This window comes from bacterium (assembly GCA_031082185.1).
Lineage (GTDB): Bacteria > Sysuimicrobiota > Sysuimicrobiia > Sysuimicrobiales > Humicultoraceae > VGFA01.
In genome coordinates this window covers 58,458-76,044 of record JAVHLI010000011.1, presented here as the reverse complement: position 1 = coordinate 76,044, position 17,587 = coordinate 58,458, and the positions used below count along the sequence as shown (strand labels likewise).

The following is a 17,587-nucleotide window of genomic DNA, read 5'->3' as shown; positions in this document are numbered from 1 at the left end:
CCTCACCTCAGCTCTCTCACTTGGTTAAGGAACTCCAGCACGAGCGCGCGGAACCGCTCGGGCTGCTCCAGGTGCACGGCATGCCCTGCTCCAGGTACAACCTCTAACCGGGCCTGCGGGATCAGGGCGCGCATCTCCTCTCCCAGCGCGCAGTAGGCGGGATCGAGCCCGCCCGCTATCAGCAGCGTGGGCACACAGATCTGCTGGAGGTACTCGTGCACGGGCGGCTGCACGCCCTGTCCCAGCCCGCGCAGGCTGTTCGCCAGGCCGGTGGGATTGTTCCGCAACCGAAGGGCGCGGAGATCCCGGCGCGCCTCATCAGGCAGCGCGGCCTGGCTCGCAAACAACGGCAGGCGCTCCCAGCGATCCACGAACGGCTCAACCCCATCTTGCTCAATCGCCGCCGCCAAGGCGCCGTCCGCCACGACGCGCTCGCGGCGGGCGCCGGCATCGCGGATCCCAGGAGAGGCGCTTTCCAAAAACAGCGCAGACAACCGCTCAGGGGCCACGACCGCCAGTGAGATCGCGACGCGGCCGCCCATCGAGTAGCCCAGCAGGCCCGCCCGCTGAATCCCCAGGGCGTCGAGCACGCTAAGGACGTCCTCGGTGGCGTAGCCGATCCCGTAGCGTACAGGATCGTCCGGCGCGTCGGACAGGCCGTGCCCCAGAAGATCCACCGCCACGGTGGCGTGGCTCTGCGCGAAGGCCTCGGCGTGCTCTGCCCAACCCGCGGCACTGCCGGTGAAACCGTGCAACAGCACGAGCGGAGGGCCTGCGCCGGCCTGCTCGACGTTGAGATTCACCCCGTTCACGGGAAGCCTGGGCATCAGGAAGTTCCTCCCAGGGCATCGGGCGGCAGCTCGGCGCGCAGGGCGGCCTCGACCGCCTGCCAGACCTCGCGGTGCAGGAGGACGTTGCGATCCCGCGCCGTGCGCACCTCAACGATGGAGAGCCCCTCTCTGGAGATGCCTTCCCGCACGCGCGCCCTGAAGTCCTCCCAGGACTCAACGAGCGCATGTGACGCCCCGTACAGCCCGGCCGCGTGGCGGAAGTCGAGGCCGTGCGGCGTTCCGAAGAGCGCCTCGAAGTATTCCGGATATCCCGCCTGCGGCAGGAACGAGAAGATGCCGCCGCCGTCGTTGTTGATCAGCACGACGGTGGCATTCAGCCCGTACAGCTTGGCCGCCAGCAGCCCGTTGAGGTCGTGGTAGAAGGCCAGGTCCCCGATCACCAGGACCACCGTGCCCCGGGTTGCGCCGGCCGGCCCGCCACCGCCGGCGGATTCCGCCCCAAGTCCTGCCGCTACGCCCAGCGCGCTTGAGACCAGCCCGTCAATCCCGCTGGCGCCGCGGTTCCCCAGAAACCGGACCGCCCGCTGCGTTCCCGGAAGGAAGGTGTCGAGGTCGCGCACCGGCATGCTGTTGCCCACATAGAGTACCGCGCCATCAGGCAGCAGATCGGAAAGCTCGGCGAAGACTTTGCCCTCGAACGGCTCTGCAAGCGCACCCAGCCGGATACTGATGGCGTCCCGGGCCCGCGCTCCCAGACGCTGCCACAACGCCAGCCACTCATGCGTCCCCCGCGCGCTCTGCCCTGTCCCAGCCGCGCCCTGCCCCGCCCCAGGCGCGCCTAGCGCACCGAGGACCGCCCGGCAAAACAAGACCGGATCGGCGTGCACGAACTCCGTGGCCACCCGCGCAGGATCGTTCCACTCGCCGCCGGCGTCCACCACGATCTGCCGGACCGCGCCGTGCATCTCGAGATACCGCATCAACGGTTTGGACGCGGGCACGGCGCCAAATCTCAGGACGACCTCCGGGGTCAGCGTCTCGATCGCGCCGGGCATCCTGAGCAGGGCATCGTAGCCGTCAACCACCGGGCCGCGGTCGTGTGGTCCGCAGCGCACCTGCGAGAGGGGATCTGCCAGCACCGGATAGCCCAGCGCCGCGGCCATCCGGCAGACGGCATCCGGCAGCGCCGGATCGTCCGAGGGCCCGCACACGATCAGGCCCCGCCTCCGCTGCGCCAGCTCCGAGGCCAGCGCGGAGGCAAGCCCGTACTCCGGCGCCTTCTGCGCGGTATGGGAAGAGGCATAGGACCGCCCGCCATCGCGGCCGCCCCAGGCCGCATTGGCCCGAGCCTCTTCTGGGGGGAGCTGATCCGGCGCGGGCACCGGCACCAGCGGCTCTCTCAACGGGAAGTTCAGGTGCACCGCGCCCGGAGGCGCGCCCGCGGCCACCGCCACCGCGCGCGAGGTGACGCTGCGGGCGTAGCGCATCAACTCGTCGGTGGCCTCCGGTATTGCCATGTCGGCAAACCACTTCGCGTGCGTCCCGTAGAGGCGCAACTGGTCAATCGCCTGCAGCCCCCCGGTCTCCCGCAGTTCGTGCGGACGATCGGCCGTGAGCACCACCAACGGCACCCGACCGTATCGCGCCTCGATGACCGCGGGCAGGAAGTTGGCCGCCGCGGTGCCGGAGGTCGAGAGCAGGGCCGCCGGACGGCGCAGCCCCTTGGCCAGTCCCAGTGCGAAGAACCCGGCAGACCGTTCGTCAATCAACGTCCACACCCTGATACCGGGATGACGCGCCGCGCACACCGCGATGGGCGTGGAACGCGACCCCGGGCAGAGACAGAGTTCGGTCACGCCCGAGCGCACAAGTTCGTCTACCACGGCGCCTATGTAGGCGTAGGTCGCGTTCTCGGGGACGTTCATGCAGACTCCTCTCGTATTCCAAGAGCCGAGAGCATCGGCCGAAGCTTCAGGCGGGACTCCGCGTACTCCTGATCGGGATCGGAATCCGCCACGATTCCGCATCCCGCGAAGAGCACCGCCTCGTCGCCGTGCAGCAGCGCCGAGCGGATGGCGACCGCAAACTCACCTTCGCCCCTCTGGTCCACCCAGCCGACCGGCCCGGCGTACCATCCCCTGTCCAGGCCCTCGTGCCTGCGTATCCACTCCAGCGCCGTCTCGCGCGGGACCCCTCCCACGGCCGGGGTAGGGTGCAGCCGGGCAACCAGATCCAGCAACGTCAGAGGGGGACGAATCTTGGCCGTCAGCGGGGTACACAAATGCTGCACGTTGGCCACCTTCAGCAGGTCCGGCCCATCGTCTGCCGAGACCTCCGTGCACGCGCCGGCAAGATCCTCGCGCAGGAGGTCCACCACGGCGGCGTGCTCGATCCGGTCCTTGGAGCTGGCCAGCAGCAACTCTCCGAGCCGACGGTCCTCCCCATCGTCGCGCCCCCTGGGAGCGGTCCCGGCCAGGGCCATGGCGCTCACCTCACCGCCGCGCACCCGGACCAGGCGCTCCGGCGTCGCGCCCAAGAAGCACCGGGCACCGCGCGCAACTGCGAAGAGCGTGCAGCCCGGATAGCCATCGCTCAGCATGCGGAGGGCGGCAATGGGATCAAAGGGACCGCCGCGCACCCGGACCGACCTCGCAAGGACGACCTTGCGGAGAATCCCATCCCGGACGGCCTGCGCAGACGCTGCGACCCTGGATTTCCAGGCGGCGCCCGGAGGATGTTCCCCAGTCGTCTGCCGGCTCCGGACCGACGGCGCAGCGCCGACCGGTTCGTCGGCTGCCTCATCTGCCTGGTGTTCGACGGAACCATCGGGCGTAACCACCCGCGAGAGAACAAGCCGGGTCTCGCCCCCCTCGCTCGCCACGCAGATCCTGGGAAGGGTCAGCAAACCCGCCGGAAAGCCCTCCCACTCGGGGCTGACAGGGCCTTGGGGCGCGAACGCAAACCCACCCATCAGAACCGGGCCGGGTTGAGCATGACCCATCGCGATAGGAGTAAAGCCCGCGTCACCGACGGCGTCGTGCAGGAGCGCCTGCCATGCTGCACCGGCTTCTGCGAAGCGTCCCGCGCCGTCGGTCGAGACCGCCCAAGCGCTGCCGATACCCACCAGACAGATAGCACGGTCCGGTGCTATCCAGAGCAACCGGTCGTGCTTTCCGGCGGCATCGTCAAAGATGGCGATCGGATCGACGGCGGGGATGCGCGTGCCGGCCCAGGCCAGCACCGGATGTCCGACCTCACGCGCCCTCTGACCGGCGGCGTCGACCGCGGCCCGGAGTCGGCCCGTGAGCGCCGCCGGGACGTCAACGGCCTGCGGATTCACCGTTGATCCTCGCGCCGATGCTGCGCAACAGCACCATCCGCAGCGACGGCAGCCCGGCCAGCACTTCCACGCCCAAAGCCATCTGCTGCGTCAGCACCTCATTGATCGCGCCGATCCACGCGGCGGCGGCGATGTGCGTGTCCTGCGCGGGAATCGCGCCGTCGGCGACTGCGCGATCGAGATGGCGCTGGATCAGGGCGGCGAACCTCCTGTGGATGCCGAGGCGGCTCTGCTCGAACTCGTGTCCAAGCGCCGCCGACTCGACCAACAGTATCCTGGCCAGATCCCGGTGCGCGGCGGCGACCTCCAGCACGACCCGCAGCGCGGCCTCGACCTTGGCCATCGCGCCGTCTTCCCTGTCAATGGCGTGATCCACTCCGGCCTCGACCATGACGGCGAGTTGATCGAGGAGTATCAGGAAGATCCCCTGCTTGCTGGGAAAGTAGTGGTAGAAGGAGCCCTTGGACGAATCGGAAGCGGCCACGATGTCGTCCACGGTGGTGCCGTGGTACCCACGCCGGGCGAACACATCCATGGCCGCCTGGATCAGGCGGTCGCGGGTTGCGGACTCCATGTTGGGGCGGCGGGCCATGGTCGAGACAGGACCTCTTGGCGATCGCGGGCCATCCCCTGCCCGCCGGTGTAGACCGACGCGTCGGTCTACACCGAGAGTACGCAGAGCCCACCCTGCTGTCAACCCGCAGCAGAAGGCATCGGCCCACCGAGCAGCCAATAGAAAACCACAGATAACCGCCTGGAGGCGCGCCGTGCCCGAACCGTCAGACCGCGAACGCGCAGTTGCAGCCTACGCCGCCGAGGTTCGAGCCTATCACGTCTTCTTCGGCACCGTGCTAGTGGTGATCGCGGTGCTCCACATGGCCGTGGTCTTCCCGTTCCTCCAGGCCCGGGCTGCGGTACCGCTGGTCGCCGAGGCGCTTGCCCGCATCAAGCAGGAAGCGGAGTCGGTAGAGACGGCCGCAGAAGCGGCGCAAAAGGCCGCGGGTGCTCTCGCGGAGTTTCGGGACGCGCTGGACTCAGGGCCGGCAACGCTGAGGCGCGCCATCGCAGATCTGGTCGCCCGAGCCCGCGCGGACGCAGGCGGGCAGGGGACCATCGAGGAGGCGATCAAGCAGCAGATCGGAAAGCAGGTCGAAGCGCTGGGCGTCGCGCTGGACGGCGCTCTGGGACCACTACGGGCGCTGCAGAATCCTCCGGCTGAGATCGCGGAGGCACTCCGCGCCGCGGAGCAGAACCTGGGACGCCATGTCCTGGCCCTCAACGAGGTGCTGCGCGAGGCGTACGCGGCCGACCCTGCATTCTGGCAGCGGTGGAACGGCCCAGGAACGACCTTCGGCACGGCCTCACCACGCGCGGGAGAGGTCTTGCAGGAAATCGAGCAGGCCAGGAGGGCGCTTGAACGCCGGCTCACGACCGCGGCGGCCGCACTCAGGATCCGCCAACCGGAGCTGGCGGCCCGCGCCGCCGAACTGGCCGCCAGAGGGCGCAATCTCAAGGAGCGCCTGGCCGGGGTGAACTCGCACCCCTGGTCCATTCCGCCGGGCCTGGGCGATCTCGCGCGCCTCTTCCCGGCCCTCTCCGGCGTCCTCACCCTACTGGTGCTCTTCCGACTCAGGCGCATCCTAGCGCTGCGCCGCGCTCACGAGGGAGTCAACCTTGACCTGCTGGCGCCGTCGTGGGTAGTGGGGCCGCGGAGCGCGCCGGGGGCGTGGTGGGCGCTGATCCTGGTCTGCGCACCCCTGGTGATCACGATCCACGCATCGGTCGCGACGCTGGGGGATCTAGGGTTGTTCGTATCGTCACTGGGAGATCCAAGCCCTGGTTCTGCGGTTGCTTTCGGAGCCGCCTACGCGGCGCTCGTGCTGATGGGCATAGGCCAGCTGCCCGCGGTCACGCGGGGGCTGGTGGGCGCGCCGCAGAAGCGGCAGCAGGGTAAGACCGGACGCGGCGCAGCGGGCTAACCGGGGGAATGCGCGCGCGAGTATCCTGCGAGCATCTGCACCATGGCAGGATGTAGTGCGCCGTTGGACGCCAGCATCTCGGTCTTCAACGAAACCAGCGGCCGCCCTGACCAGTCGCTGATCCTACCGCCGGCCTCCTCGACCATTAGAACTCCGGCGGCGACATCCCACGGCTGGAGCCCGGGCTCCCAGAAGGCGTCGAGGCGACCTGCCGCCAGGTACGCCAGGTGGATCGCCGCCGCGCCCATAATCCGTACCTCCAGAGAGCGCAGGATGAGTGAACCGATGGTCGGCAAGTGCCAACTCCGATCGGGCTCGCGCGGGAGTCCGGTTGCTACCAGCGCCGCTCCCAGGTCCGCCGTTTCGGAGACCGCCAACCTGACGGGCTCGGCGCCGGCGCCCAGCAGATAGGCGCCTCGGCCGCGCTCTGTCACGAAGTACTCGTCGAGTGGCGGAACCGCGATCACGCCGCACTGTACCAACCCGCGGTCCTCCAGCGCGATCGAGACCGCGAACCAGGGAATGCCGTGCGCAAAATTGGCGGTCCCGTCCACTGGGTCCACCACCCAGCAGGGACCTGCTCCGTCGTTCGAGGTGCCTTCCTCGCCCAGTAGCCCGTGGTCTGGAAACCGCGCGCGGATGCGCGTCGCGATCAACCGCTCGGCTTCGTGATCGGCCCGCGTGACCAGGTCGGTGGCGGTCTTGAGGCGGACCTGCTTCTCAGAAGAGGACTCGGGCAGGATGCTCATCACCAGCGCCGCGGCCTCGCGCGCAGTCTCCAGGGCAAACGCGGCCGTGTCGGAAAGACCCAATCGGGAAGTTGTGCTCATGCCGCTCCTCGTCCACCTTCGATCGCGTGGTCTCTCAACAATAGCATGCCCCCAGAGGAGTCAGGGCACTCCAGCCGAACCATCGAGGCAATGACGCAGACCCAGGTCAGGCAGGCAACCGCACGCGACGTGGGCGAGATCGTCTCCATTTGGGGCGAACTGGCGGCGCACCATACCCGGCTCGACGAAGCCTTCCGGCCGTCCCGGCATTGGCAGGAGGAGTACCAGCGCTTCATCCGGGACCTGCTGGGCCGGGAGGATGCCCGTGCCGTCGTGGCCGTGGAGGGCGGACGGGTTATCGGCTACGGTGTCGGACGGATCTCGATGCTGCCCGCGTTCTTCGAGCGGCGGCGGCGCGGCTACCTTCACGATGTGGTCGTCCGCGAGCCGTACCGGCGGCGGGGGGTCGGTCGTAGCCTGGTTGAAACGCTGCTGGCGTGGATGCAGGAATGTGACGCCCCAACCGTGGAACTGACAGTGGCCGTTCTGAACGAGGAAGCGGTGGCCTTCTGGACGCGTCTGGGATTTGCCCAATACATGTACCACTTCAAGCGCGAGCTGCGCTGATGGAAGCAGATCGTCCTCAATGAACCGGCTGGAATCGGCCACGACCCGGATACGCGACCACGGCCTTGCAGCCCTGCTGGTCACCACGCCGGCCAACGCCTACTACCTGAGCCGGTTCCGGGCAGAGATCTGCACCTTGCCGGTCGTGGTTGTGGTCAGCGAGACCCCGGTGCTTGTCGTCCCGGAACTCGAGGAGGCGCGCGCCCGCAGCACCTCGGTGATCGGGGATATCCTCACCTACTCCGACCGGCAGTACGGCAGGCAGAGAGGCTTCACGCACCTGCACCTGGCACTTGCCGTCGCCCTCGAGGCGCTCAATGAGTCTGGCGTGTTGGGGAATGAGTCCGGTGTGTTGGGGCCGATCGGGTTCGAGGCGGAAGGGCTCTCGGCAGAGGGGTTCTTCACGCTGCGCAGTCGCATCCCGGCCCAAGTCGTGCCTACTCGCGGGATCGTCGAAGAGATGCGAATGGTGAAGGACGCGGGTGAGCTGGAGCTCATCCGCGCCGCCGCCGAATTGGCGGATCACGGGATTGCCGCGGGCATCGCGGCCTGCCGCCCCGGAAGCACCAGGCCGGAGATCGGCGCCGAGGCCGCCGCCGCGATGATGCGCGCAGGCGCCGCGCGGCACCCAGAGCGTCATGTGGACGCGGCATCGCGCGTTACATTCGGACGAGATGCTGCGCGGCCGTACGCGACGGATGCGGGCCGCGCGTTGGCCGCGGGCGACGCCTTGGTCTGCTCCACGGTCTGCGCGGTGGACGGGTATCATGCCGAGGCGGAACGGACGGTTCTGATCGAGACCGCCTCCGACGATCAGCGCCGCCTGTACGATGTCATGCTGCGTGCCGCCTCCGCGGCCCGCGCAGCGATACTGCCCGGAGTGCCCTGCCTGGAGGTGGACCGGGCGGCCAAGGCGGTCGTCGTAGAAGCCGGGTATGGACCGCGGTACACCCACATGACCGGGCACGGACTGGGAATAGAGCGCCATGAGCTTCCATCCCTGGCAGAAGGCGATGATACCATCCTCGTCCCGGGCATGGCGATTTCGGTTGGGCCGGAGATATGCGTCGAGGGCGGGGACGTATTCCGCCACTCCGATACGGTCGTGGTCACAGGCGAAGGGTGCGAGGTCCTCACCCTCCACCCCCGCCATCTCGAGGAGCTTACAACCCGCAGCTGACCGCCGTGGAACCCCTGACCCTGGAACCTGTGAGGACGCGCCTGCTGCTGCTCAGGCACGGTGCCGTGGACTGGACGCGGGCGGCAGAGGGCGAGCCACCGCTGGCGGCAGAGGGCCTGCGCGACGTGGAGATCATGGCGGCCACCCTTCCGCACTTCAACGCAATCACGGCCAGCCCTCAGAGTGCCGCACGGGAAACGGCGGAGATCATCAGCCAGGCCCGGGGTATACCGGTCGCCTGGCGCGAAGGGTTGAACGAGATCATGACCGCGGCCCCGCTCACCGACGCCCAGGCATGGGCGGACTGGGCGGACCGGCTCTTCGAGAGCTACCGGACCTCGATGGATGGCGAGTCCCTCGCCGACGGCACCCAGCGCATCACCGCTGAGCTGCGCACGATAGGCGACCTTGGGTACGGCCGCACCACCCTGGTGGTCAGCCATCCCATCATCCTGCTGGCTTTCCGGGCGCACATCGCCCAAACCGCGGTGATGCGCGACCAGGTGGACGGCCTCCCCGACCTAGGCCTGGCAATAGTGGACTACCTGGAAGGACGATTCTACCTGGTCGAGGACTTCCCGGTGAGGAGATAGGCGGTTCATGGCACGAGACGGGCGCCCTGGATTCGCGGATGTGCTTGCCGCCAGGCGTGCGATCGCCGCGTTCCTGCGCCCTACGCCGGTGGTTACCTCGCCTGCGCTGGACCGCCTCCTGGGCTGCCGCACATTCGTGAAGTGCGAGAACGCCAACCCCACCCGGGCGTTCAAGATCCGCGGCGGCATCAACCTGGTCTCGCGGCTGACCGCGGACGAGCGGCGGCGCGGCGTCATCGCGGCTTCCACGGGAAACCACGGACAGTCCGTCGCGCTGGCGGCGCAGATCTTCGGGGTCCGAGCGATCATTGGGGTGCCGGAACGGGCGAACCCCGACAAGGTGGCGGCGATGCGCGAGTTCGGCGCCGAGGTCATCGAGGTGGGCCGCGACTTCGACGAGGCCCGTGAGTGGGTGGAGCGAACGGCAGCGGTCGAGGGGTACCGGTACGTGCACTCGGGCAACGAGCCACTGCTCATCGCTGGGGTCGGAACGGCAAGTCTCGAGCTGATCGAGGAGGTGCCCGACCTGGAAGTTGTCATCGTGCCGGTCGGTGGCGGTTCAGGAGCCAGCGGACACTCCATCGCGGCCAAGGCGGTCAGCCCGGGGATCAAGTTAGTCGGCGTGCAGGCCGAGGGCGCTCCTGCCGTGACGCGCTCGTGGCGGGAGCGACGGATCGTCAGCACGGACACGATGACCACCAGGGCCGAGGGGCTGGCCACCCGCTCCCCGTTCTCCCTCACCCTGGCCATGTTGTGGGATGGGCTCGACGAGATGGTCCTGGTCAGCGACGAGGAGATGGAGGACGGAATCCGAATCCTACTGGATACAACCCGCCAGGTCGCCGAGCACGCCGGCGCGGCTCCGGTGGCCGCGGCACGACGCCTGGGGGAGCGCATCGCCGGTCGCAAGGTCGGATTGATTCTGAGCGGTGGGAACATAACCCTGGAAGCGCTACGCGCGATCCTGTCTCAACAAGGGACCGGTCGCACCCAGGCCAAGGACGAAGGGAGCGGTGAGAGGTGACGAAGCACGAACGGATCTATGCCTCAGTTGACGGCAATCCGGTGGACCGCCCGCCGGTCGCGCTGTGGCGGCACTTCCCGCAAGAGGACCAGCGGGCCGAGACGCTAGCCCAAGCCCACGCGGCGTTCTACAAAACCTTCGACTGGGATTTCCTGAAGGTCACGCCGGCCAGCGCCTTCTACGGTGACGACTGGGGCCTGCGCTCGACCTACAGGCCCAACCGGGAGGGCGTCCGGCACTACACCGAGCGGCCGATCAAGAAGGAGACCGACTGGCCCAAGCTCAAGCGGCTGGACATCAGCACCGGGGCCCACGGGCGCGAGTTGAAGGCAATCCGATTGCTCCGGAAGGCGCTGCCGGACGCGATCATCCTGGCCACGGTCTTCAGCCCGCTCTCGATCGCCCGCGGCCTGGCCGGCGAGACCGCGCTGCTCCGGTACTTGCGGGACTCGGTGGACGAGACGCACGAGGGACTCGACATCATCACCGAGGCCACCGGCCAGTTCGCGGCCGAGTGCGTCGCGTCGGGAGCCGACGGCCTCTTCCTGGCCACCCAGTGTGCCTCCACCGGCTACATGGCCATTGAGGAGTACGAGGAGTTTGGACGGCCCTACGACCTGCGCGTGCTCGACGCGGCACGGAAGGCCGAGATTGTACTGCTGCACATCCACGGCGAGCGAATCATGTTCGAGCAGCTCATGGACTACCCTGTCCAGATGGTCAACTGGCACGATCGGCGCACCTCACCGACGCTCAAGGAGGCGCGCGAGCAGTTCTCGGGCACGATCGCAGGCGGCGTGGACTCCATGGACACGATCGGAAAGGCTACGCCCGAGCAGGTGGCCGCGGAGGTCCGGGACGCAATCGCTCAGACCCAGGGCAAGCGGTTCGTCGTCACCGCGGGATGTGTGATCCCCATAGATGCGCCCGAGGAGAACGTGCGGGCGGTGCGCCAGGCGGTCGAAGGGTAATCAGTCGCCGTAGTGCGTCCGAGCCCGCTCCACATAGAGGATCCGGCGATCCTCGTCCAGGCTGTAGACGATGCGATCTCTGTAGGTCAGCCGGTATGAGAAGCTGCCGGCCAGGTCGCCGAACAGCTTCTTGCCTTCGTACGGGTTCTGGGCAAGCACTTCAAGGAGGATGTCCCGAAGCTTCGTCCTAAGTCTCGGAGAGAGTCGCTCCACATCCCTCACGGCCTGCCCGGGGAATCGCATCTCCCACCGGGCGCTCATCGCGCGCCCAGCACTTCCTCAAGAGTGTAGGTCTCTCCCCTGGCGATCTCGCGACGTGCCTGGCGGACGCTCCGCAAGAAGCCGGGCGTGGAAAGGAGTTCGAGCGTCTCGAGGAGGGACTCGTAGTCCTCGTGCGAGAGCAGGACGGCGTCACCTTCCCTGTGCGTGATCCGGAACTGCCGGTGCCCGCGGACTGAACCCTTCAACAGGGCAAACAACCTCTTGCGCGCCTCAGTCGCCGTCAGGCTCTTCACGACCTCACCTCATGTACCACTTTATGTACATCTTACCCTAGGCCATCGCAGCCCTGTCGGTCAAGCAGTCCTGCGGCAGACGGGGTAGAAAGGAATGCCCCTGCGATAGGGAGAAGGCGGCAATATAGGGCACTCTCCGAGCATATCCGGTCCGCCTGACAGGTGATCGAGATGAGTGAAGACGCGATGGAAGAGGAAGCACGGGGGGAAGGCGCGGCGCCCACTGCCGGCGCAGAAGCCGAACCCCTGCCGGATGCCATGACCCTGGTGGGCACGTTCCTCAGCCTGCTGGCCGCGAGGGCCTGGCAGGCCATGGGGCTCGTGCCGGATCCCGCAACGAAGCAGGTAGAGCGGAAGCTCGACGACGCGCAGATCGCGATTGACGCCGCAGCGGCCCTGGCCGACGTCATCCGCCCGCGCGTGGGGGAGCGCGAGCGCCGCGAGATCGAGGCGCTGATTACGAACCTGCGGCTGAACTTCGTCGAGCAGAAGAGCAAGGCGCCGTAGGGGGCGCCGAATGGACGACCTCTTCCGCTACATTGACTCGCACGGCGAGGCGTTCATCCACGACCTGCAGCGCCTCTGCCGCCAGCCGTCCATCTCGGCGCAGGGTGTGGGCATGGAAGAGTGCGCCTCGCTGCTTGTGGCGCAGATGCAGGCCAAGGGCATCCCTGCGCGGACGGAGCAGGTCCGGGGCGGCCCGCCGCTCGTGGTGGCCGAGATCCCCGGAGATGGCCCGCGCACGCTGTTGATCTACGACCACTACGACGTCCAGCCGCCCGACCCGCTCGACGAGTGGACTTCCGACCCGTTCGCAGCGGAGATCCGCGATGGCCGTATCTATGCACGCGGCGCCCAGGATACCAAGGGCAACATCATGGCGCGCCTGGCTGCGGTGGAGGCCTGGCTGCGCGTGCGCGGCCGGCTGCCGGTCGGCGTCAAGTTCCTCATCGAAGGAGAGGAAGAGATCGGCAGCCCGCACCTCGGTGAAGCCCTGCGCGAGCGGCCTGATCTGGCACGGGCCGACGCCTGCATCTGGGAGTCGGGCGCGAAGGACCATCGTGACATCCTGAACATCTACCTGGGCGTCAAGGGCATATGCTACGTCGAGCTGGAGGTGGCGGGCGCGAACCGGGATCTTCATTCATCGGCGGGCGCGACCATCCCCAACCCGGCCTGGCGGCTGGTGTGGGCGCTGGCCACTCTAAAGGGTCCTGACGAGCAGGTCCGCATCCCCGGGTTCTACGACGGCGTGGCCGAGCCCAGCCCGGCCGAGATGGCCCAGTTGGAGCGCATAGCCGCGCAGCGTGACGACGAGGCGATCCGCCGCGACCTGGGACTCCGGGTGTTCCTCAAGGGCCTGACCGGCGCCGAACTCGTCAAGCATCACCTGTTCCGGCCCACCTGCACGATCTGCGGCCTCACCGCGGGCTACTCCGGCCCGGGCTCGAAGACGGTGCTGCCGCGCCGGGCCAGCGCGAAGGTTGATTTCCGGCTCGTGCCCAACCAGAGGGCAGAGGAGATCGTGGCCAAACTGCGCGAGCACCTGCGCCGCGAGGCCTACGGAGACATCACGGTACGGGCGTTCGGGCTCGAAGACCCCTACAAGACACCGTTTGACGCGCCGATCGTGGACGTGGTCGCCGAGGCCGCCGAGGAGGTCTACGGCCACGCTCCTATCATCCTCCCGACCATGGCGGCGACCGGGCCGATGCACGCCGTGTGCGGGCAGTTCGGCATGCCGGCGGTGGGCACGGGCATCGGCCACGCCAAGGGGAACAGCCACGGGCCGAACGAGAACATCCGGCTCACCGACTATATCCAGGGGATCAAGCACATCGCGCTGATCCTGGAACGGTTCGGCTGACCCTCCTGCGATCCGCGGAATGGCGCAGGAGTGCTATACTGTCAGGCGGGATTAGAGTGGCATTCCGGAGGAGTACGGTAGCCAGGTAACCGGCCCGCCTGCTAAGCGGGTGGGCGGGTGTTGAGCCCGCCTCGTGGGTTCGAATCCCACCTCCTCCGCCAGTAGTTCTATCTGTACGCGATCAACACCGGCTATCCGCTCGTATCACTGATCGTCATGGGCGCTCTTCTGGCGGCCTGGCGGTAAGTCCGCGAACAAGGAGGCATCATGCACAAGACCATCGCTTACTTCGAGATCTACGGTGACGATCCGCCAAAGCTGGCCGCCTTCTACGAGGGCCTGTTCGGATGGAAGTTCGAGAGAGCCCCTGGTCCGAACGAGTATTGGCGTGTGAACACCGTGCCGACAGACGCTGATGGCCGCCCGACCGCTCCAGGGGTCAACGGGGGGTTGATGAAGCGCCCAGGTCCGGAGGTCCGCAACTGGCTGAACTACATCGCGGTGGAGTCGGTGGACGACACGGTCGCACAGACGCTGAAGATGGGCGGGACGGTGGTCAAGCCCAAGGCGCCGATTCCAGGCGCCGGCTGGTTCGCCATTCTGTTCGACCCAGAGATGAACGTGTTCGCTCTCTGGCAGGACGACACGGCGGCGCAGTAGGCCAGCGTTCTCAGAATCGCGCGCCGGCAGACGGCGAAGGCCGGTGCTGGCGGGTGGCCGGTCAACTTGATAGAATAGGATGGTGGCCGCCGGCATCCCCGGTCGGCCGGTATACCGCGCGCGCCCGTAGCTCAGTGGATAGAGCGTTGGCCTGCGGAGCCAAAGGTCGTGGGTTCAAGTCCCTCCGGGCGCGCCAATGCCAGCCCTCCAAAGGCACTCCCGCCACACAAGACCAACCGCATCCCCACAGGAGGAAGTGAATGAACCGGCGGATCGTCGTCCTCGTGCGTCAGGCTGGGCTGGGGCACGTGGCTCCTGCCGATGCGCAGTTCGGCACTGAGATGCTCGACCGGTTCCTGCACTCGCTGGAAGCCCGCCCGGTCAAACCCCAAGCCGTCTGCTTCTACACCGAGGGCGTGAAGCTCGTCTGCCAGGGTTCGTCGGTAGTCGAGAGCCTCAAGCTCCTTGAGGGGATGGGCGTGCGCGTGGCCGCGTGCGGCACATGCCTGGATTACTTCGGCCTCCGGGATCAGGTCGCGGTCGGTGAGGTTATCGGGATGAACGAGATCGTGGCCATGTTGATGGAGGCCGACCTGGTCTTGACCGTCTGAGGATTCCAGACTCCGCGCGGACCTTGTGCTGATCAGGGGGCATGCGAGCAGACCCCATGAAGAACCTCTTGCGAGTTCTGGCGGCGGTCGTGAGGAACGGAGAAGTCGTCTCGTCCGGCGCCGTCGGAACGCGCAAGATAGGCGAGAAGATTCCTGTGACGATAGACGACCGATTCCACCTGGGCTCAGACACGAAGGCCATGACCGCCCTCCTGGCGGCCATACTGGTCGAAGAGGGAAAGCTTAAGTGGGACTCGACGGTCGCCGATCTCTTCCCGGAGCTTGTAGAGAATATGGATCCCGGGCTGAAGCGCGTGACACTCGAGCATCTTCTCTCGCACACGAGCGGGATTCCGAGTGACAATGAAGACTTCATGAAGCTCCTCCGAGAGGCGATTCTTCAGGACGGGAACCTCGACGAGTTGCGTTATTGGCTGGTTCGTGAGTTGAGCCGCCTCCCTCTGGCTTCCGTGCCGGGCACGAAGTTCGCGTATTCACGCCCCTGAACCTGAAAACAGCCGGTCTCGGCCCCCAGGCGTCGCTCGGCAAGATAGACGCGCCTCTCGGGCACTCCGTCATTGATGGTAAGGTAAAGGCTTTCCTGGCAGGTCCAAACGGCGACGGCCCGTCCATAATCGGTCCGGCCGGCATCGCGCACATGTCGATCCTCGACTTCGCCACTCCTGTCATCTCGATGCCGGAGAAGAAAGGCGCTACGCATCTGGATTGACAAGAACCGCGACCTTGGGATCGTTACGGCCACCAACATCGGAGGGAGAAAGGCCAGTGAAGGGTTGGTGGCTCTGGCCGGCGAGCTGTACGCGAAACACGCTCAGATCGCCCCATCCACAACCGATCGGCCCAGGGCTCGGCGCAGTTGCAGGGAACCGGCCAACTGATCGAAAATCGCGTTGGCCAGCGCAACCTCGGCCGCCAGCAGCGTTGTCTGCGCGTCGGTTACCTCGAAGATCGGCGCGGCGCCGGCGGCGTATCGAGCCCGGGCAAGACGCAATGACTCCTCGGCGAAGGCCAGGCCTGCGCGTGCGCTCTCAACGCGGGCCGCGGCGCTGCTCAGGTTGAGCAGGGCGCCGACCCCATCCTGAACGGTTGTCAATCGGACGCTGTCAATGCGGGCGCGGGCCGCCTGCAGATTGGCCGTGGCCTGCGCGACCGCGGCCGACGCGCGTCCTGCGTCGGAGATCGGGAAGCTCATGCCGACGCCGGTCGAGTACGTGGTCTGGGCAGTGGGCGAGAGCACCTGTGTGGCGGTGCCGTCGAGGGTCACCTTCAATCCACCACCGGCCTGGGCCAGGCGTACGGCGGCCTCGGCGCCCTCGGCGTCGGAGCGCGCCTTGCGGAGTTCCGGCCGTTCCTCAGCCAGGCGCGAGAGATCCGCATAGGTCACGGTTACCGGCGGGACCGACGGCGGCGGGGCGACGGCTATCGGTATCATCGGACTCGCACCGATCGCAACGTTGAGCGTGGCTTTACTTTGATCCACCACGTTCTGGGCGGCGATCAGGTCGCTCTGCGCCGCGGCGAGCCCGGCCTGCGCACGCACCACGTCTGATCTCGCCACGACCCCGGCGTCAAACTGCCCTTGGGCGATGCGTACCAGTTCCTGATTACGGACCACCTGCTGCTGCTGGAGCACGACAGTTCGCTCGGCGCGCAGCACTGCAACGTACGCCTGGCCCACGGCAAGGGCCGTGTCCTGGCGGGTGGCTTCCAGCGCCGCCCGGGACGATCGCAGGTTGGCCTCCGCCTGTTGCACGGCGTAGGCGGTCTGGCCGCTGTCGTAAAGGGTGTAGGAAGCAACGAGGGAAGCCGAACTGGAAAAGGAAGTGGTTGTCGTCGTGCCGCCCCCCGCGGTTGCCGCAGAACCGCGGGCCGTCACCGTAACACCCAATCCTGCGCGGGCCAGGGCCACGGCGGCTTCCGCCGCTGCCACGGCCTGTCGCGCTACGGCAAGTGTGGGATTCCGCTCTTCGGCGGCTGCAACGAGTTCAGCCAGCGAATAAGCGCGCGGCGTCTGTGGTGTCTGCGGTGCGTGGGTCTGCGCGACCGCGGGCCCGGCCGCCGCGGCAAGCATCACGAGCACAACCACCAACACAGGAATGCGCATCTTCATCTTCGCTGCTCCAGCATGCGGATCGTCGCCTCGAATAGACGCGCCCGGGCCTGCTGTGGGTCGAAACCCTGGCCCTGCGCTCCTCCGAACCCCCCACCGGGTCCGGTGCCTGGGCCCCCACCGGGTCCGGCGGCCGGACCGCCGGGGCGCCGGCCGGCCTGAATGCGCCGGCGCATCTCATCGAGGGCCGCCCGCTGCGCGGGCGTGAATGCCTCGCTGACGGTGCGCACGACGGCCCTGACCTGCTCGGTGTCGGAGACCGGGATGTCCTTTAGGGCTTTGATTAACGGCAGGACCGCCGCGATCTGCTCCTTCGTGAGCTGGGTTGCGGGATCGCGCTCCAGCATCCGGATGCCCGCCAGCAGCCCGACGGCCGGGTCGCGTCCCTGCGGCGGCGCCTGGGCCCGCGTGCGCGCGTAGTAGAACCCTCCCCCCGCCAGAACAATGGCTGCGGCCACCGCTATCCATACCCAACGCATCTTCATGTCATGCCTCCTTTTCTCGAACTCCAATCCTCTTCCCGAGTTC

Annotated in this window: 20 protein-coding genes and 2 tRNA genes; 13 read left to right on the top strand and 9 right to left on the bottom strand. The window is 67.6% G+C overall.

Annotated elements, in window-relative coordinates:
* Positions 1-2 precede the first annotated feature (2 nt).
* Genes menH through RDU83_10790 form a run of 4 tightly spaced genes read right to left on the bottom strand, consistent with a single transcriptional unit; the run spans position 3 to position 4,723 of the window.
* Positions 3-827: a 2-succinyl-6-hydroxy-2,4-cyclohexadiene-1-carboxylate synthase gene (gene menH / locus RDU83_10805; protein MDQ7841498.1), complete on the bottom strand. Its 825-nt coding sequence runs from the start codon at positions 825-827 to the stop codon at positions 3-5.
* Positions 827-2,716: a 2-succinyl-5-enolpyruvyl-6-hydroxy-3-cyclohexene-1-carboxylic-acid synthase gene (gene menD, locus RDU83_10800; GenBank protein ID MDQ7841497.1), complete on the bottom strand. Its 1,890-nt coding sequence runs from the start codon at positions 2,714-2,716 to the stop codon at positions 827-829. The genes menH and menD overlap by 1 nt, the downstream gene beginning before the upstream one ends.
* Entirely contained in the window at positions 2,713-4,131 is a 1,419-nt protein-coding gene (locus RDU83_10795; protein MDQ7841496.1) for an isochorismate synthase, read from the bottom strand. Before RDU83_10795 ends, menD begins: the two co-directional genes overlap by 4 nt.
* Entirely contained in the window at positions 4,112-4,723 is a 612-nt protein-coding gene (locus RDU83_10790; protein ID MDQ7841495.1) for a TetR/AcrR family transcriptional regulator, read from the bottom strand. Before RDU83_10790 ends, RDU83_10795 begins: the two co-directional genes overlap by 20 nt.
* Positions 4,724-4,898: 175 nt before the next feature.
* On the opposite strand from RDU83_10790, the gene RDU83_10785 reads away from it, so the two are divergent.
* Entirely contained in the window at positions 4,899-6,110 is a 1,212-nt protein-coding gene (locus RDU83_10785; protein ID MDQ7841494.1) for a hypothetical protein, read from the top strand.
* On the opposite strand, the gene RDU83_10780 is transcribed toward RDU83_10785, so the two are convergent.
* Positions 6,107-6,940 (bottom strand): inositol monophosphatase family protein, encoded by an 834-nt coding sequence (locus RDU83_10780; protein ID MDQ7841493.1) that lies wholly within the window; start codon positions 6,938-6,940, stop codon positions 6,107-6,109. The genes RDU83_10785 and RDU83_10780 overlap by 4 nt on opposite strands.
* Before the next feature lie 90 nt (positions 6,941-7,030).
* On the opposite strand from RDU83_10780, the gene RDU83_10775 reads away from it, so the two are divergent.
* The 5 genes from RDU83_10775 to RDU83_10755 are packed head-to-tail and all read left to right on the top strand — an operon-like array spanning position 7,031 to position 11,275.
* Positions 7,031-7,507: a GNAT family N-acetyltransferase gene (locus RDU83_10775; protein MDQ7841492.1), complete on the top strand. Its 477-nt coding sequence runs from the start codon at positions 7,031-7,033 to the stop codon at positions 7,505-7,507.
* A gap of 19 nt (positions 7,508-7,526) precedes the next feature.
* Positions 7,527-8,687, top strand: coding sequence for a Xaa-Pro peptidase family protein (locus RDU83_10770; protein MDQ7841491.1), 1,161 nt, complete (start codon positions 7,527-7,529; stop codon positions 8,685-8,687).
* A gap of 29 nt (positions 8,688-8,716) precedes the next feature.
* A complete protein-coding gene (locus RDU83_10765) occupies positions 8,717-9,280 on the top strand; it encodes a histidine phosphatase family protein (protein MDQ7841490.1) in 564 nt (187 codons plus the stop codon).
* 7 nt (positions 9,281-9,287) lie between these two features.
* On the top strand, positions 9,288-10,304 hold the full coding sequence (locus RDU83_10760; GenBank protein ID MDQ7841489.1) for a threonine/serine dehydratase: 1,017 nt from the start codon (positions 9,288-9,290) through the stop codon (positions 10,302-10,304).
* A complete protein-coding gene (locus RDU83_10755) occupies positions 10,301-11,275 on the top strand; it encodes a uroporphyrinogen decarboxylase family protein (protein MDQ7841488.1) in 975 nt (324 codons plus the stop codon). The genes RDU83_10760 and RDU83_10755 overlap by 4 nt, the downstream gene beginning before the upstream one ends.
* Here the strand turns inward: RDU83_10755 and RDU83_10750 are convergent, their stop codons facing one another.
* Both RDU83_10750 and RDU83_10745 read right to left on the bottom strand, forming a co-directional pair.
* The gene (locus RDU83_10750; GenBank protein ID MDQ7841487.1) at positions 11,276-11,536 is read right to left on the bottom strand and encodes a type II toxin-antitoxin system RelE/ParE family toxin; all 261 of its coding nucleotides are present in this window, start codon (positions 11,534-11,536) and stop codon (positions 11,276-11,278) included. It lies immediately after the preceding gene.
* A complete protein-coding gene (locus tag RDU83_10745; GenBank protein MDQ7841486.1) occupies positions 11,533-11,790 on the bottom strand; it encodes a type II toxin-antitoxin system prevent-host-death family antitoxin in 258 nt (85 codons plus the stop codon). Before RDU83_10745 ends, RDU83_10750 begins: the two co-directional genes overlap by 4 nt.
* Before the next feature lie 171 nt (positions 11,791-11,961).
* Between RDU83_10745 and RDU83_10740 the strand changes: the two genes are divergently transcribed.
* The 7 genes from RDU83_10740 to RDU83_10710 all read left to right on the top strand — a co-directional run bounded on the left by RDU83_10740 (position 11,962) and on the right by RDU83_10710 (position 15,434).
* A complete protein-coding gene (locus RDU83_10740; protein ID MDQ7841485.1) occupies positions 11,962-12,297 on the top strand; it encodes a DUF1844 domain-containing protein in 336 nt (111 codons plus the stop codon).
* A 10-nt stretch (positions 12,298-12,307) separates the two neighbouring features.
* Positions 12,308-13,657, top strand: coding sequence for a M20/M25/M40 family metallo-hydrolase (locus RDU83_10735; GenBank protein MDQ7841484.1), 1,350 nt, complete (start codon positions 12,308-12,310; stop codon positions 13,655-13,657).
* Positions 13,658-13,723: 66 nt separating this feature from the next.
* Positions 13,724-13,818: transfer RNA gene (locus RDU83_10730), tRNA-Ser, on the top strand.
* Between the two features lie 106 nt (positions 13,819-13,924).
* Positions 13,925-14,317: a VOC family protein gene (locus tag RDU83_10725; GenBank protein ID MDQ7841483.1), complete on the top strand. Its 393-nt coding sequence runs from the start codon at positions 13,925-13,927 to the stop codon at positions 14,315-14,317.
* 120 nt (positions 14,318-14,437) lie between these two features.
* A tRNA-Arg gene (locus RDU83_10720) sits at positions 14,438-14,513 on the top strand.
* A 64-nt stretch (positions 14,514-14,577) separates the two neighbouring features.
* The gene (locus RDU83_10715) at positions 14,578-14,928 is read left to right on the top strand and encodes a DsrE family protein (GenBank protein ID MDQ7841482.1); all 351 of its coding nucleotides are present in this window, start codon (positions 14,578-14,580) and stop codon (positions 14,926-14,928) included.
* Between the two features lie 56 nt (positions 14,929-14,984).
* A complete protein-coding gene (locus RDU83_10710; GenBank protein MDQ7841481.1) occupies positions 14,985-15,434 on the top strand; it encodes a serine hydrolase domain-containing protein in 450 nt (149 codons plus the stop codon).
* A 326-nt stretch (positions 15,435-15,760) separates the two neighbouring features.
* Here RDU83_10710 and RDU83_10705 read toward each other — a convergent pair whose 3' ends face one another.
* Together RDU83_10705 and RDU83_10700 are read right to left on the bottom strand one after the other, a co-directional pair.
* Entirely contained in the window at positions 15,761-17,059 is a 1,299-nt protein-coding gene (locus RDU83_10705; protein MDQ7841480.1) for a TolC family protein, read from the bottom strand.
* The gene (locus RDU83_10700) at positions 17,056-17,544 is read right to left on the bottom strand and encodes a hypothetical protein (protein ID MDQ7841479.1); all 489 of its coding nucleotides are present in this window, start codon (positions 17,542-17,544) and stop codon (positions 17,056-17,058) included. The genes RDU83_10705 and RDU83_10700 overlap by 4 nt, the downstream gene beginning before the upstream one ends.
* Positions 17,545-17,587: the final 43 nt, after the last annotated feature.